Origin of the sequence: Actinosynnema sp. CS-041913, assembly GCF_050942485.1 — a bacterium.
GTDB lineage: Bacteria > Actinomycetota > Actinomycetes > Mycobacteriales > Pseudonocardiaceae > Actinosynnema.
On sequence record NZ_CP192037.1, the window covers coordinates 7,787,945 to 7,801,616 of the forward strand.

Genomic DNA, 13,672 nt, shown 5'->3' on the forward strand with positions numbered 1-13,672 from the left:
ATGGCCGAACCCCTGCTGGACGCCCGAGACCTGGTGAAGCACTACGGCAGCGTGGAAGCGTTGCGGGGTGCGTCGTTCACCGCGTACGCGGGCGAGGTGGTGTCGCTGATCGGGGACAACGGGGCGGGCAAGTCCACGCTGGTGAAGTGCCTGTCCGGGGCCGAACAGCCGGATTCGGGCACGATCACGTTCGACGGCCGGGAGATCTCCCTGCCCTCCCCCACGGCCGCGCGGGCGCTGGGCATCGAGACCGTGTACCAGGACCTGGCGGTCGCGCCCGACCTCGACCCGGCGGCGAACCTGTTCCTGGGCCGGGAGTTGCGCAAGCCGGGGCTCCTGGGCCGGCTGGGTGTGCTGGACAAGAAGGAGATGCGGCGGCGGGCCACGTCGTCGTTCCGCGATCTGGGCGTGACGCTGCAAAGCGTCGACGTGCCGATCGGCGCGCTGTCCGGCGGGCAGCGGCAGAGCGTCGCGGTCGCCCGGAGCGTGGTGTGGGCCAGCAAGCTGGTCTTCATGGACGAGCCGACCGCGGCGCTCGGCGTGGTGCAGCGGGAACGCGTCCTGGACGTGATCAAGCGCGTGCGGGACCAGGGCATGGCGGTGGTGCTGATCAGCCACAACATGCCCGAGGTGCTGGCCGTGTCGGACCGGGTGGAGGTGCTGCGCCTGGGCAGGCGGGTCGCGCGGCTGCGGGCCGCCGACACGACGGTGGAGGAGTTGGTCGGCGCGATGACCGGCGCCCTGTCCCAGGAGGAAGCATGACCCCGGACGTCCGGGAACGGACCTTGGCGCAGCGGCTGTTCAGCGCGAACACGCTGTGGATCGCGTTGGTGCTGCTGGTGCTCATCGCGGTGTTCGGCGCCATCCGGCCGGACGCGGTCCTGACAACGTTTACCCTGCAGACCACCCTGGTCGAGACGTCGGTCCTGCTCGTGCTGTCGGTCGGCATGACGTACGTGATCATCACGTCCGGCATCGACCTGTCCGTGGGCTCGGTGCTGGTGTTCTCCGGTGTCACCTCGGCGATGACGATGAACGCGATGAACGGCGGCAACGCCACCGGCGCGGGGTGGGGCACCGTCCTCATCGGACTGCTGGTCGCCCTGGTCAGCGGAGCGGCCTGGGGGCTGCTGAACGGCTTGCTGGTGGCCAAGACCGGCATCCCACCGCTGATCGTGACCCTGGGCTCGTTCGGCGCGGCCCTGGGCGCGGGGCAGCTCATCTCCAACGGCTCCAACGTCAGCGGCGTGCCGGACGTGCTGAGCGACAACCTCGGCACGGGGACCTGGTTCGGCATCCCCAACCTGGTCGTGCTGGCGGCCGTGGTCACCGCGATCGGCGCGCTGGTCCTGGCGACGACGCGGTTCGGCCGCTACACCTACGCGATCGGCTCCAACGAGGAGGCCGCGCGGCGGGTGGGCATCGCGGTGACCGGTCACCTGGTCAAGGTCTACCTGCTGGCCGGCACGCTGGCGGGTTTGGCCGGCTTCATGGCCTTGGCGTACTTCCGGGTCGCGTCCATCACCGGGCACGACACGGACAACCTGAACGCCATCGCGGGCGTGGTGCTCGGCGGCACCAGCCTGTTCGGTGGCGCGGGCTCGATCGTCGGCACGGTGCTGGGCGTGTTCATCCCCGCCGTGCTGCGCAAGGGTTTCGTGATCGTCGGCGTGAACGTGTACTGGCAGCCGATCGCGGTGGCCATCGTGCTGGTGGCGGCGGTGTGGTTCGACCAGTCACGACGAAGGGCGCGCAATCAACGCTAGGCGAAAGGTGCGGGAGACATGTCAACGAGGACAGTTGCCCTGCTCGGGGCGGCCCTGCTGCTGACCGCGTGCGGCGGAGGAGGGCAGATCGGCGACACCGGGGGAACCGGCGACAGCAAGAAGATGGTGCTGATCCCCGGCGTCGCGGCCGAACCGTTCTACATCTCGATGGAATGCGGTTTCCGGGAGGCGGCCAAGGCCAAGGGCTACGAGGTCGACGTCCAGGCGCCCGCGAAGTTCGAGTCGACCCTGCAGACCCCCATCGTGACCGGTGTGCTGGCGAACAAGCCGGGGGCGGTGCTGATCGCGCCGACCGACGACAAGGCCATGGCCGGGCCCATGAAGCAGCTCAAGGACGCGGGCATCAAGGTCGTCGAGGTCGACACCAAGCTGGAGGACACGTCCGTCGCGGTGTCCACCATCTCGTCCGACAACGAGCAGGGCGGGCAGCTCGCCGCGCAGACGCTGGCCAAGCTGGTCGGCGACAAACCCGGCTCCGTGCTGGTGCTCAACACCAAGGCGGGCACCTCCACCACGGACGCCCGCGCCAAGGGTTTCGAGGACGAGATCAAGAAGTTCCCGAACCTCAAGTACGTCGGCCAGCAGTACACCGACAACGAGCCGGACCAGGCCGCGTCCAAGCTCACCGCGACGCTGGCCGCGAACCCCGACCTGATCGGCGTCTTCGCGACGAACCTCAACACCGGTGAGGGCGCGGCGACCGGCCTGCGCAACGCGGGCAGGACCGGCGCGGTCAACCTGGTCGGCTTCGACGCGAGCCCCAAGCAGGTGGAGGACCTGCGCGCGGGCGTCGTGCAGGCCCTGATCGCCCAGGACCCGGCCACCATCGGCAAGAACGGTGTGGAACAGGCGATCGCGGCCCTGGAAGGCGGCACGGTCGAGCGCGACATCCAGACGGAGCTGGTCGCCCTCACCAAAGCCGACATGGCGGCCAACGAGAAGTACTTCTACAAGCAGAAGTGCTGACCGGCGCGGACGCCTGGGCCGGGCGGCCGGCTCAGGCGTCCAGGTATTTGTTGGCCAGCTCGGAGTACTCCTTCTCCAGGTCGTCGGCCAGGTAGGCGACGTACGCCCACGGCACGTCGTGCACGTGGTCCCGCATCCCGAGCAGGTGCCGGCGGGCCCGCGGCGCGTCGTCGGCCAGCGCGAACGCCGCCGCGAACAGGTTGTGCGCCTGGAGCGACCGCGGGTGGGCGCGTGCGGGCGACGCGTCCCACCTGTCCGCCGCGGACGCGATCTCCTCCCGCACCCGGCTGAAGTAGCGCAGCTTGAGCGAGGCGATCTTCAGGGCGCTGCGTGCCTGCACCGCGTCCTCGAACTGCTCCAGGAAGATCTCGAAGTGCGCCAGCGGGAGCATCGCCACCACCGGGTCGCCCGGCTCGGACGCGTCCACGCTGCCGTGCGCGAACGCCATCATCTCCTCGGCCGAACCGCCCCACTTCGAAGCGAGGATCTGCAACCGGGTCCAGTGCGCGGGGTAGAGCGACGGGCAGCGGGCCACGATCTCCCGCCAGACCTCGTCCTTCTGGTCGCGGTCGACCTGGAGCCCCAGCCCGGCGGTCTGGAGCTGCGACCAGGGCACCGCGTCCCGGGGCAGCAGCTTCGCCGCCTCGTGCAGCGGCCCCACCGCCTTGCGGAGCGTGCCGAAGAACACCTTGAACCGGTCCTTGCCGACGCTGTCCGCCCGCCCCGAACCCCGGATCGCCCAGGCCTCCCGGATGAACGCCGTGCCCGCCAGCAGCCACAGGTCGGGGTCGGTGTTGGTCTTCGCCAACTCCAACAGCTCGTCCGCGTGCCCGATGGCGTGCTCACCCAGCACCTCGGCCCGCAGCGCACGGACCTCGGGCTCGTCCCGGCACTCGGCCAGCACGGTCGTGGCCGCGCGCAGGTGCCCGGCGTCCATCTCCTCGGCCGCGATGTCCAGGATCGCGTCGTCGTAGGTGTGGTCGCGCACCACCTCACGGGCGACCGCGGCAGGCCGCTTCCTCCGGAAAATCCCCACCCTGCCGACCTTACTTTCCCCAAGCCCCGACTGGCCTAGTGCTTTCGTAGACCCGAACACCAGTCTTTGTGTGGTTGCCGCCCACCCCGTCACACCGATGAAGTGGGTGGCACCACTGGAGGGGGATACATGCGAAGACTGGTACTCACCGTGTCCACGGCCCTGCTGGCGGCGACGCTCCCGGCGCAGGCCCTGGCCCAAGAGCAGACCCGGGAGCAGGTCCAGGCAAGTCCGCACTTCGCCCAGACCATCGCCTGGGGCCCGTGCACCGACCTCCCGCCGCCGGCGGCGGCCCTGGAGTGCGGAACGTACCGCGCGCCGCAGGACTGGCGGACACCGGGCAACGGCAAGGACATCACCATCGCGGTCAGCCGCCTCAAGCCCAAGAGCGGCCAGGCCAGGGGCAGCGTCCTGACCAACCCCGGAGGTCCCGGCGGACCGGGCAGGCTGCTGCCCATCGTGTACGAGAGCCGCTCGAAGCTGGTGGACAACTTCGAGATCATCGGCATCGACCCGCGCGGCACCGGCGCGAGCACCAACGTGACGTGCGCGAACTTCGACTTCCTGAGCCTCGCCGACCCGCGCGACCGCAGCCGTGCCAACGTGAAGCTGCTCTACGACGCGGCGGAGCTGCAGGCCACCGCGTGCCAGCACCACAGCGGCGAGTTCGGCAAGGTCGTCAACACCGAGCAGACGGTGAAGGACCTGGACCTGCTGCGCCACCTGCTGGGCCGCGAGAAGATTAGCTGGATCGGCTACTCCGGCGGCACGTGGATGGGGGCGTACTACGCAACCTACTTCCCGAACCGCGTGGACAAGTTCGTGCTCGACTCGAACACCGAGTTCACGACGACGTTCCAGGACATCTTCGACGAGTTCGGCCGAGGCTTCGAACGCAGGTTCCGCGTCGACTTCCTGCCCTGGGTGGCGAAGTACGACAGCCTCTACCACCTGGGCACCACGCCCGAACAGGTCCGCCAGAAGTACGAGGAGATCCGCGCCAAACTGGCCGAGACCCCGATCCAGCTACCGGACGGCAGCCTCTTCACCAGCGTGGCCTTCGACCTGACCCTGGTCCAGGCGCAGTACAGCAAGCATTCGTTCCCGCCGGCAGCGGCCCTGTTCTCCCGACTCGACCAGAACACGGCCACTGCGTCCGCCGCATCGGCCGACATCCGCTACCCGGACGCCCCGACCGCGACCTTGTACGCCATCACGTGCAACGACACCCGGTTCAAGGGCGGCCGTGGCTACCTGGCCGAGGAAGCAGAACGCCTCGGCAGGCAATACCCGCTGATCGGCTACTACCAGATCCTGGCCCCATGCGCCTTCTGGAACCGTCCCCCCTTGCAACTGAAGACGCCGACCGGCAAGGGCGTGCCCCCGGTGCTCATGGTGCAGTCGGTCCGCGACCCGGCAACCCCTCTTGAGGGCGCACAACGAGCCCACGAGAAGTTCGCCGACTCCAGGATGATCACGGTGGCAGACGAAGGCGACCACGGCATCTACGGCTTCGGCAACCCGTGCGTGGACGACCTGGTGGAGTCCTTCATCGTGGACGGCAAGGTCCCGCCAAAGGACATCACCTGCCCCGGAATGCCTCTGCCAGACCCGACAACAACCACCACCCTCGACACCAAGCCGTCCCTGGTACCCGGCTGGCTGTAACAGCACACAACGCACAACACACAACCCACGCGACACGACCAGGCCCCCTGCTGCGCGCGAGCACAGCAGGGGGCCTCGTGTTCTCCCCGTATGGCCTGCCCGCAGGGCTACCGCGCTTGTCAAGGAGGTGCAAGCAAGCTTTTCGCTTGCGCCTCCTTGACAAGTGTGGTGGTCTTTGACAGGTCATACGGGGAGAACACGACGCCTTTTCTTTTCCCTCCCCGGAGGCCTGCCAAGCGGCGAGCGTCGCTTTTCGCTTTTCGTCAAAAAGCGAAAAGCGTCCTCGCCGGACAGGCAGGCCGCCAAGGATGTACACAAAAGCAAGACTCGGGCGTCGTGCCATCCCCGCATAACCTGGTCAAAGACAACCACCCTTTTCCTGGGAATGCAAGCGAAAAGCGTGCTTGCATTCCCAGGAAAAGCGCGGTTCCCTGCGGGCAGGCCATACGGGGATGACACGCAGCCCACCGCTCGGTGTGCGCGCTGCGTGCGCCACTGCGAAGAGCGCGGAGCGCGCCAAGGGCTAGAGCGCGGAGCGCGCTGGGTGCCTTCAAGCGCGGAGCGTGTTGCTGCTGCTTACAGGCCTGCCGCTCCGCTCTGCCGGCGTCGGGCCGCGTACACGCCGGCCTCGGTGCGTCGGTCGAACCCCAGCTTGTGCAGCAGCGAAGAGACGTAGTTCTTCACCGTCTTCTCCGCCAAGTACAGCCGCTGGGCGATCTGCCGATTGGTCAGACCCTCGGCGATCAGGTCCAGGATCCGTCGTTCCTGTGGGCTCAAAGCCGCGTATCGGGGATCTTCCACCGGTCCGCCGCGCAGCCGCTGCAACACCGTCGCGGTGACCCCGGAGTGCAACAAAGATCCGCCGGCCGCCAACGTGCGGATAGCGGAGACCAGGTCGTTCCCGGAAACCTGTTTCAACATGTACCCGGCGGCGCCGGCCATGATCGCGCCGAACAGCGCCTCGTCGTCCGAGTACGAAGTCAACATCAGGCAGGCGGGAGGTGGTTGGATCGTGGACCGGATTTCCCGGCACACCGTCACCCCGTCGCCATCGGGCAGTCGGACGTCGATCACCGCCACGTCGGGTCGGTGCTCCACGGCCGCCGCCACTGCGGCAGCCGCGCTTTCCGCCTCTCCGACGACGTCGATGTCCGGTTCCACCGTGAGCAATTGTTGGAGGCCGCGTCGCACGATCTCATGATCGTCGACGAGGAGCACCGAGATGGACATGAAACCTCCCTACCCCGATATCAATGGCACGGACCACGTCACCGTCACGCCTTTCCCGACTTCCGACTGCACCTTGCAACTGCCGTCCCACCGAGCGGCCCGCGCGGCCATGTTCACCAGTCCGCCGGTGTGCCGGGCGCGGCCATCCGGCAGCCCGTCGCCGTCGTCGGACACGACCAGGTGCAGTTCGGTGGCCTCGCGGTCCACCACCACCTGCACGTCGACCTTCTTCGCCGACGCATGCCGAGCGGTGTTGGCCAAGGCCTCGCGCAGCGTCGCCAACAGGTCCGGCCGGACGTGGTCGGGCACCACGGAGTCGACGGGGCCGTCGGTCATCAGCGCGGGTTCGAAACCGAGCAGCCGGCCGGAGTCCTGCACCACCCGGAGCAGTTGCGCTCGCAGGCTCGCCGCGCCGGCCGCCGGCTCCTGGAGTGAGAAGATGGTCCGCCGGATCTCGCGGATGGTCTGGTCGACCTCGGTCACGAAGTCGGCCAACCGCTCGGCCACCAACGGCTGCTCGACCAGGCCGTTCAAACCCTGCAGCCCCAGTCCCAGCCCGAACAGCCGCTGGACCACCAAGTCGTGCAGGTCGCGGGCGATCCGGTCACGGTCCTCCAGCACGGCCAGCCGGCGGCCCGCCCCGGTGGCCCGGGTGAACTCCAGGATCAGCGCCGCCTGCCGGGCGAACGACTCGACCAGCGCCACGTCGGAGGCGTCGAACGGGTGGTGGTCCCGCGACCGCGCGACCATCAGCACGCCGAGGATCCGGTCGCCGGCCGCCAGCGGCACGACCACGACCGGGCCGATCCGGTCGAAGTGACCGGGCAGGCCGTCCAGCACCTTGGTCTTGCCGGTCGCGTAGACCTCACGGCTGGCGCTGCCCTCGCGCGACACGGTGAACCCGCGCAGCCCGCCGTCCATCACCCGGACGGCCAGTTCGCCCTGGGCGTCGGGCAACGCCAGCACGGCGCTCACGCCGTCCGCCGCCAGCCGCGCGCGAACCGCCACCAACCGCAGCGCGTCCCGGTCCGGTGTGCCGGTGAGCAGCGCGTTCGTCACCTCGTTGGACGCCCGCAGCCACACCTCGCGCTGCCGCGACTGCTCGTACAGCCGGGCGTTCTCGATGGCGATGCCGGCCGCCGCCGCGACGGCCACGACGACCTCCTGGTCGGCACGGGTGAAGTCGGCGCCGTCCTCCTTGTCGGTCAGGTACAGGTTGCCGAACACCTCGCCCCGGACGTGCACGGGCACGCCCAGGAACCCCGGCGCGGACGGGTCGAACGCCGTGCCCTCGAAGTGGGTGTGGTGCCGTTCGTCGCCGTACGTGAACTCCAGTAGCTGCCGGTTCGGCCCGACCACGGCCAACGCCCCGTACCGCGCGCCGACCAGGCCGCACGACGACTCGACGATGCGGCGCAGCACGTCCGGCAGCGACAGGTCGCTCGCCAGGGACACGACCGCGCCGAGCAGCCGGTGCATCCGCTCCTGGGAGACGATCACCTCGGCGGTCCGGTCGGTCAGCTCGCGCAGCAGCCCGTCCAGGCGCGTCGCGTTCGAGTCCGGCGATCCAGCCAACCAACCCACCCCTCCAAGCAGGGAGGATCCGAGGCTATCGCCTCCGGTCGGGGGATGCGACGGCCCGATTCGGCGGTGCTCTTCACGGGATGCGCCTACCGGACAGCACCTCCAAGGCCACCAACAGGTAGTGGTCCTGCCCGGTCACCCCGCGCGAGGCCAGCGGCAGCTCCCGCATCCTGGTCAGCGTGCCTTCGTCGCTCACCTCGGTGACGTGCCCGACGGCCATCACCGACCACCCCTTCGACAGGTCGGGCCGCACGTCGTCGATCTGGAACGCCACGATGGTGTCGCGCGCGACCAGGGTCAGGCTGCCTTCGGGCACCCGCAGCACGACCGACTCCCCGTCCAGCACGTAGACGACCGGGTGCACGACGGGCAGCGCCTTGTCGGTGAAGACCAGCCTCCCCACGCCCGTCAAGCTCAGCAGTCGCAGGCACTCCTCGCGGGAGAGCACCTGGAGCCCAGCGGAGTCGTACATCGCACCCTCTTATCCCCCAGTTGCCGTACTAAAACGGTCGGCTCTGTGATCGTCCTTGCCTAGAGTCGGAAGTCCCGGCTTCGCTGCCTCACCCGGATGGGGGATTTATTAGATGGCTTCACAAGACCTACTCTCTCTGCTCCGCAGAGTGGGCCTGACCAGCGCGGAACCCCCGAGCGCGGCGGCGCTGACCCGGCTGCACCAGGCCTGGGTGGAGCGCGTCCCGTATGAGACGGTGGAGATCCAACTCGGTCGGGTGACGTCCCTCGACCCGCGCGAGTCCCTGTCCCGGATCCGGCGTGGCCGGGGCGGGTACTGCTTCCACCTGAACGGGGCGTTCGCGGAGGTGCTCCGGGCGCTCGGCTACCACGTGACCAGGCATCGGGCCGGCGTGCAGATGACGCCGGACGCCGAACTCGTGATCAACCGGCACCACTTGGCGCTGACCGTGCGCGACCTGCCCGACTCGGACGACGTGTGGCTGGTCGACGTGGGCCTGGGCGACGGCCTGCACTCCCCGCTGCCCCTGCGCGAGGGCGACCACCGGCAGGGCCCGTTCACGCTCCGGCTGCTCCCGTCACGGATCGCGCCCGGCGGCTGGCGGCTGGAGCACGACCCGCGCGGCAGCCTGCACGCGATGGACTTCGTGCCCGATCCGGCCGAGATGTCCGACTTCGCGGAACGGCACGTGTTCCTGTCCACGTCACCGGAGTCGGGTTTCGTGCGCACGTTCGGGGTGCAGCGCACCGACGCGTCGGGCTGGGACACCCTGCGGGCGCTGACGCTGACCCGCACCGAGGACACGAACAAGAAGACGGTGCTGGAGTCACCCGGCGAGTGGTTCCAGGCCCTCGCCGACGTCTTCGGGCTCACGTTCTCGGCCGACGAGCGGGAAGCGTTGTGGCGCAAGGCGTACGCGCAGCACGAGGCTCACGTCAACCCGACCGTGAACCCCTCGTCCTGAATCCCCCGGTACAGGTGGGGCGCGAAGGTGAGCACGGCCCGTTCGACGACCGGGACCAGGTTGGCCGCGTCGCCCAGCGGCAGCCGGTAGGTCCCGTCCGGCCGGACCAGGTGCGCCATGCCGGGGTGCCTCGCGCGGAACGCGGCGGGATCGGCCGGCAGCAGGTCCAGCCGGACCATCGTCCGGCGGGTCAACGCGTCGGCCAACTGCACGACCCTTTCCCGCGTGCGCGAGATGCGCACCGCGCCCAGGTCCGGCCACGGCACGGCCCACGCCGCGCCCTGCGGGTCGTCCCACCGCACGCCCGGCGGCTCGAACACCAGCTTGCGCGGCCGGGACACCTTCTTCCAGTTCACCACCGCCAGCACCCCGATGCCGGTGAACACCACGCCGATGACCAGCGCGATCGTCCCGCCGACGCCGGAGCCGTCCGCATACGCCGAAAACGCCCCGAACAGGGCCAAAAGGCCCAGGACACCGGCCACCGTGCCGCCGATCAGCACCCGCCGGGTGTCCCGCGTGCCGATGTCGATGACGACCGGTGTCACGCGCCCACCCCCTCGACCAACTGGTCAGCCGCAGCGTAGGGGTCCAGCTCACCCGCCACGACCCGGTTCGCCAAGGTCTCCACGGCTGCCCCGCCCCGGAGGTCCCCGAACCTGGCACGCAGCCGTTCGAGCGCGATGGCCTCGATCTCGCCGGCAGCCCGCCGCGCCCGCCGTCGGTCCAGCTCACCGTGCTCGTGCAGCCACGTCCGATGGGCGTCGATCGCGTCCACGACGTCGGCGACGCCTTCCGCGCGCGACGCCACGGTCTTCACCACCGGTGGCCGCCACAGAACCTCGGTCCGTTCCCGCCGGCCGAGGGAGATCATGTGCTTGATGTCCCGCGCGGTGGTGTCCGCGCCGTCCCGGTCGGCCTTGTTCACCACGAACACGTCGGCGATCTCCAGGATGCCCGCCTTCGCGGCCTGGACCCCGTCGCCCATGCCGGGCGCGAGCAGCACCACGGTGGTGTCGGCCAGCGACACGACCTCCACCTCGGACTGCCCCACGCCGACCGTCTCGACCAGCACGACGTCGCAGCCCGCGGCGTCCAGCACCCGCAACGCCTGCGGCGTGGCCCAGGACAGCCCGCCCAGGTGGCCCCGGGTGGCCATCGACCGGATGAACACGCCGGGGTCGGTGGCGTGCTCGCCCATCCGCACCCGGTCGCCCAGCAACGCGCCGCCGGAGAACGGCGAGGACGGGTCGACCGCCAGCACGCCGACCCGCTTGCCGCGTTCCCGGTAAGCCGCGACCAGGGCCGACGTGGACGTCGACTTGCCCACCCCCGGCGCCCCGGTCAACCCGATGACCTGCGCGTTCCCGGTGAACGGCGCGAGCGCCCGCGCGACTTCGCGGAGCTGCGGACTGGCGTCCTCGACCAGCGAGATCAGCCTGGCGACCGCGCGCGGTTGCCCTTCACGCGCGCGGTCGACCAGCTCTGCGACGTCAACGGTGCGGACCACACCGTCAGACCTTAGGCACCCGCACGATCAGGGCGTCGCCCTGACCGCCGCCGCCGCACAGGGCGGCGGCGCCCACGCCGCCACCGCGGCGCTTGAGCTCCAGGGCGAGGTGCAGGGCGATCCGGGCCCCCGACATGCCGATCGGGTGACCCAGCGCGATCGCGCCGCCGTTGACGTTGACCTTGTCCTCGGAGATCCCGAGCTGCCTGGTGGAGACGACGCCGACCGCGGCGAACGCCTCGTTGATCTCGACCAGGTCCAGGTCGGCCGGGTCGATGCCCTCCTTGGCGCAGGCGGCCTTGATCGCGTTCGCGGGCTGCTCGTGCAGGCTCGCGTCCGGGCCGGCGACGACGCCGTGCGCGCCGATCTCGGCCAGCCAGGTCAGGCCCAGCTCCTCGGCCTTGGCCTTGCTCATCACGACGACGGCCGCCGCGCCGTCGGAGATCTGCGACGCCGAGCCGGCCGTGATCGTGCCGTCGGAGGCGAACGCGGGACGCAGCTTGGCCAGCGTGTCGACGGTGGTGTCGCCGCGCACGCCCTCGTCCGTGTCGACCAGGACCGGGTCGCCCTTGCGCTGCGGGACCTCGACCGGGGCGATCTCCTCGGCGAACACGCCGTTCCCGACGGCCTTGGCGGCGAGCTGGTGGGACCGGGCGGCAAACGCGTCCTGCTCCTCACGGGTCAGGTTGTAGCGGGAGTTGTGCTTCTCGGTGGACGCGCCCATCGCGACCTGGTCGAAGGCGCAGAACAGGCCGTCCAGGGACATGTGGTCCTGGAGCGTCACGTCGCCGAACTTGTAGCCGCCGCGCGACTTGGGCAGCAGGTGCGGGGCCTGGGTCATCGACTCCTGGCCGCCCGCGACCACGATGTCGAACTCGCCGGCGCGGATGAGCTGGTCGGCCAGCGCGATCGCGTCGATGCCGGAGAGGCACACCTTGTTGACGGTCAAGGCGGGCACGGACATCGGGATGCCCGCGTTCACCGCGGCCTGGCGGGCCGGGATCTGGCCCGCGCCGGCGGTGAGCACCTGCCCCATGATCACGTACTGGACCTGCTCGGGCGCGACGCCGGCCCGCTCCAGCGCCGCCTTGATCGCGACGCCGCCGAGCTGGGCGCCGGAGAAGTCCTTCAACGATCCGAGCAGTCGCCCCATCGGGGTACGAGCCCCGGCGACGATGACGGAACCGGACACATCGGCCTCCACGAGCATGTGTAAGCGGTTGTTAACCGGCTACGATACCCAGCGTTACCGATCGGTAGCCTGTGAGGCGTCGCACAGCGGCACCTGCACCGATTCGGCAACTACTGTCCCAGCCATGCACGAGGAACTCCGCGGCCTGGTGACCGCCATCGACCACGTAGGGATCGCCGTGCCCGACCTCGACGCCGCGATCGCGTTCCACCGGGAGCACTTCGGCCTGGTGGTCGAGCACGAGGAGACGAACGAGGAGCAGGGCGTCCGCGAGGCGATGCTGCGCGCTCCCGGCGACCCCGGCGACGGGACCGCCGTGCAGTTGCTCGCGCCGCTCACCCCGGAGTCGACCATCGCGAAGTTCATCGGCCGCTCCGGGCCGGGCCTCCAGCAACTGGCCTACCGGGTGTCCGATGTGGACGCCGCGGCGGCGGCCTTGCGGGCCAGGGGTCTGCGCCTGCTCTACGAGGAGGCGCGGCGCGGGACGTCCGACAGCCGGGTGAACTTCGTGCACCCGAAGGACGCCGGCGGCGTGCTGGTGGAACTCGTGGAACCGGCCGCGCCCGGTCACTGAACTGTGTTGGATTGCCCCGGCTCCGCCGGGGCGGGGCGGGGCCGCCTGGAAGTCGGCCGTCCGCCGCCCGTTTCGAGCCGATCGAAAGGCGTGATCGGCTCGAAAGGGTCGCCGGACGACCGACGCGGCCCCGCCCGGTTCAACGCGAGCCTGCGGGTTGGGTGCTGACAGTGCGGCGTTGCCGCTGCGGGTTGGGCGCTGGAGCTGCGGCGTGGCCGCTGTGGGTCGGTCAATGTGAGCCTGCGGGTAGGCCGCTGCGGGTTGGGCGCCGGAGCTGCGGCGTGGCCGCTGCGGGATAGGCCGCTGTGAGCCTGCGGGTGGGTCAATGTGAGCTTGCGGGTAGGCCGCTGTGCGCGGCGTTCGCGGCGGGCATGGCCATCGCACCGGCGATGACCGTGAGGACGCCGCCGACCCACGACACCCACGAAGCCGCCATCAGGTCGCTGTAGCCCATCACCCACGGCGAGATGAACAGCAGCGCACCGAGGACCACCTGGAACCACTCGCCGTACACCATGGCGGGCATCGCGAGCGACGCGAGGCCGTCGATGGCGATCAGCGCTCCGAGCACGATCATCGTCCACATGGCCGCGGTGGAGGTCTCCACCACGAGGGGCGACAGCAGCACGAGCGCGCCGATGACGACTTCCGCCCAGTCCTGCCACCTGGTCCACGCCTTGGTCATGACC

14 protein-coding genes are annotated in these 13,672 nt (G+C 70.0%); 6 read left to right on the forward strand and 8 right to left on the reverse strand.

Annotated elements, in window-relative coordinates; translation table 11 throughout:
• From ACQPZF_RS35030 to ACQPZF_RS35040, 3 genes are read left to right on the forward strand one after another with little or no spacing between them, the layout of a single operon-like run.
• Entirely contained in the window at positions 1-762 is a 762-nt protein-coding gene (locus ACQPZF_RS35030) for an ATP-binding cassette domain-containing protein (protein ID WP_433264420.1), read from the forward strand.
• Positions 759-1,766, forward strand: a complete 1,008-nt coding sequence (locus ACQPZF_RS35035) for an ABC transporter permease (protein ID WP_433264421.1) — start codon at positions 759-761, stop codon at positions 1,764-1,766. Before ACQPZF_RS35030 ends, ACQPZF_RS35035 begins: the two co-directional genes overlap by 4 nt.
• A gap of 18 nt (positions 1,767-1,784) precedes the next feature.
• Complete coding sequence (locus ACQPZF_RS35040; RefSeq protein WP_433264423.1) at positions 1,785-2,753, forward strand: ABC transporter substrate-binding protein; 969 nt, start codon at positions 1,785-1,787, stop codon at positions 2,751-2,753.
• Positions 2,754-2,784: 31 nt separating this feature from the next.
• Here the strand turns inward: ACQPZF_RS35040 and ACQPZF_RS35045 are convergent, their stop codons facing one another.
• A complete protein-coding gene (locus ACQPZF_RS35045) occupies positions 2,785-3,789 on the reverse strand; it encodes a hypothetical protein (RefSeq protein WP_433264425.1) in 1,005 nt (334 codons plus the stop codon).
• Between the two features lie 129 nt (positions 3,790-3,918).
• Between ACQPZF_RS35045 and ACQPZF_RS35050 the strand changes: the two genes are divergently transcribed.
• A complete protein-coding gene (locus tag ACQPZF_RS35050) occupies positions 3,919-5,457 on the forward strand; it encodes an alpha/beta hydrolase (protein ID WP_433264426.1) in 1,539 nt (512 codons plus the stop codon).
• 576 nt (positions 5,458-6,033) lie between these two features.
• On the opposite strand, the gene ACQPZF_RS35055 is transcribed toward ACQPZF_RS35050, so the two are convergent.
• The 3 genes from ACQPZF_RS35055 to ACQPZF_RS35065 form a co-directional block, all read right to left on the reverse strand.
• On the reverse strand, positions 6,034-6,687 hold the full coding sequence (locus ACQPZF_RS35055) for a response regulator (RefSeq protein ID WP_433264428.1): 654 nt from the start codon (positions 6,685-6,687) through the stop codon (positions 6,034-6,036).
• A gap of 9 nt (positions 6,688-6,696) precedes the next feature.
• The gene (locus tag ACQPZF_RS35060; RefSeq protein WP_433264430.1) at positions 6,697-8,262 is read right to left on the reverse strand and encodes a GAF domain-containing protein; all 1,566 of its coding nucleotides are present in this window, start codon (positions 8,260-8,262) and stop codon (positions 6,697-6,699) included.
• Between the two features lie 82 nt (positions 8,263-8,344).
• Positions 8,345-8,743 (reverse strand): pyridoxamine 5'-phosphate oxidase family protein, encoded by a 399-nt coding sequence (locus ACQPZF_RS35065; RefSeq protein ID WP_433264431.1) that lies wholly within the window; start codon positions 8,741-8,743, stop codon positions 8,345-8,347.
• A gap of 112 nt (positions 8,744-8,855) precedes the next feature.
• On the opposite strand from ACQPZF_RS35065, the gene ACQPZF_RS35070 reads away from it, so the two are divergent.
• Positions 8,856-9,707 (forward strand): arylamine N-acetyltransferase family protein, encoded by an 852-nt coding sequence (locus ACQPZF_RS35070; RefSeq protein WP_433264433.1) that lies wholly within the window; start codon positions 8,856-8,858, stop codon positions 9,705-9,707.
• Here the strand turns inward: ACQPZF_RS35070 and ACQPZF_RS35075 are convergent.
• Genes ACQPZF_RS35075 through ACQPZF_RS35085 form a run of 3 tightly spaced genes read right to left on the reverse strand, consistent with a single transcriptional unit; the run spans position 9,674 to position 12,409 of the window.
• Positions 9,674-10,255 (reverse strand): hypothetical protein, encoded by a 582-nt coding sequence (locus ACQPZF_RS35075; protein ID WP_433264435.1) that lies wholly within the window; start codon positions 10,253-10,255, stop codon positions 9,674-9,676. The genes ACQPZF_RS35070 and ACQPZF_RS35075 overlap by 34 nt on opposite strands.
• On the reverse strand, positions 10,252-11,217 hold the full coding sequence (gene meaB / locus ACQPZF_RS35080) for a methylmalonyl Co-A mutase-associated GTPase MeaB (protein ID WP_433264437.1): 966 nt from the start codon (positions 11,215-11,217) through the stop codon (positions 10,252-10,254). Before meaB ends, ACQPZF_RS35075 begins: the two co-directional genes overlap by 4 nt.
• Before the next feature lie 4 nt (positions 11,218-11,221).
• Entirely contained in the window at positions 11,222-12,409 is a 1,188-nt protein-coding gene (locus ACQPZF_RS35085) for an acetyl-CoA C-acetyltransferase (RefSeq protein WP_433264439.1), read from the reverse strand.
• A 124-nt stretch (positions 12,410-12,533) separates the two neighbouring features.
• On the opposite strand from ACQPZF_RS35085, the gene mce reads away from it, so the two are divergent.
• On the forward strand, positions 12,534-12,983 hold the full coding sequence (mce, locus tag ACQPZF_RS35090) for a methylmalonyl-CoA epimerase (protein ID WP_433264441.1): 450 nt from the start codon (positions 12,534-12,536) through the stop codon (positions 12,981-12,983).
• Positions 12,984-13,305: 322 nt separating this feature from the next.
• Here mce and ACQPZF_RS35095 read toward each other — a convergent pair whose 3' ends face one another.
• Positions 13,306-13,668 (reverse strand): SPW repeat protein, encoded by a 363-nt coding sequence (locus ACQPZF_RS35095; protein ID WP_433264443.1) that lies wholly within the window; start codon positions 13,666-13,668, stop codon positions 13,306-13,308.
• Positions 13,669-13,672: the final 4 nt, after the last annotated feature.

Coding starts and splice junctions, on each gene's coding strand:
- ACQPZF_RS35030 (WP_433264420.1), top strand. CDS start 1: ATGGCCGAACCCCTGCTGGACGCCCGAGACCTGGTGAAGCACTACGGC.
- ACQPZF_RS35035 (WP_433264421.1), top strand. CDS start 759: ATGACCCCGGACGTCCGGGAACGGACCTTGGCGCAGCGGCTGTTCAGC.
- ACQPZF_RS35040 (WP_433264423.1), top strand. CDS start 1,785: ATGTCAACGAGGACAGTTGCCCTGCTCGGGGCGGCCCTGCTGCTGACC.
- ACQPZF_RS35050 (WP_433264426.1), top strand. CDS start 3,919: ATGCGAAGACTGGTACTCACCGTGTCCACGGCCCTGCTGGCGGCGACG.
- ACQPZF_RS35055 (WP_433264428.1), bottom strand. CDS start 6,687: ATGTCCATCTCGGTGCTCCTCGTCGACGATCATGAGATCGTGCGACGC.
- ACQPZF_RS35065 (WP_433264431.1), bottom strand. CDS start 8,743: ATGTACGACTCCGCTGGGCTCCAGGTGCTCTCCCGCGAGGAGTGCCTG.
- ACQPZF_RS35070 (WP_433264433.1), top strand. CDS start 8,856: ATGGCTTCACAAGACCTACTCTCTCTGCTCCGCAGAGTGGGCCTGACC.
- mce (WP_433264441.1), top strand. CDS start 12,534: ATGCACGAGGAACTCCGCGGCCTGGTGACCGCCATCGACCACGTAGGG.
- ACQPZF_RS35095 (WP_433264443.1), bottom strand. CDS start 13,668: ATGACCAAGGCGTGGACCAGGTGGCAGGACTGGGCGGAAGTCGTCATC.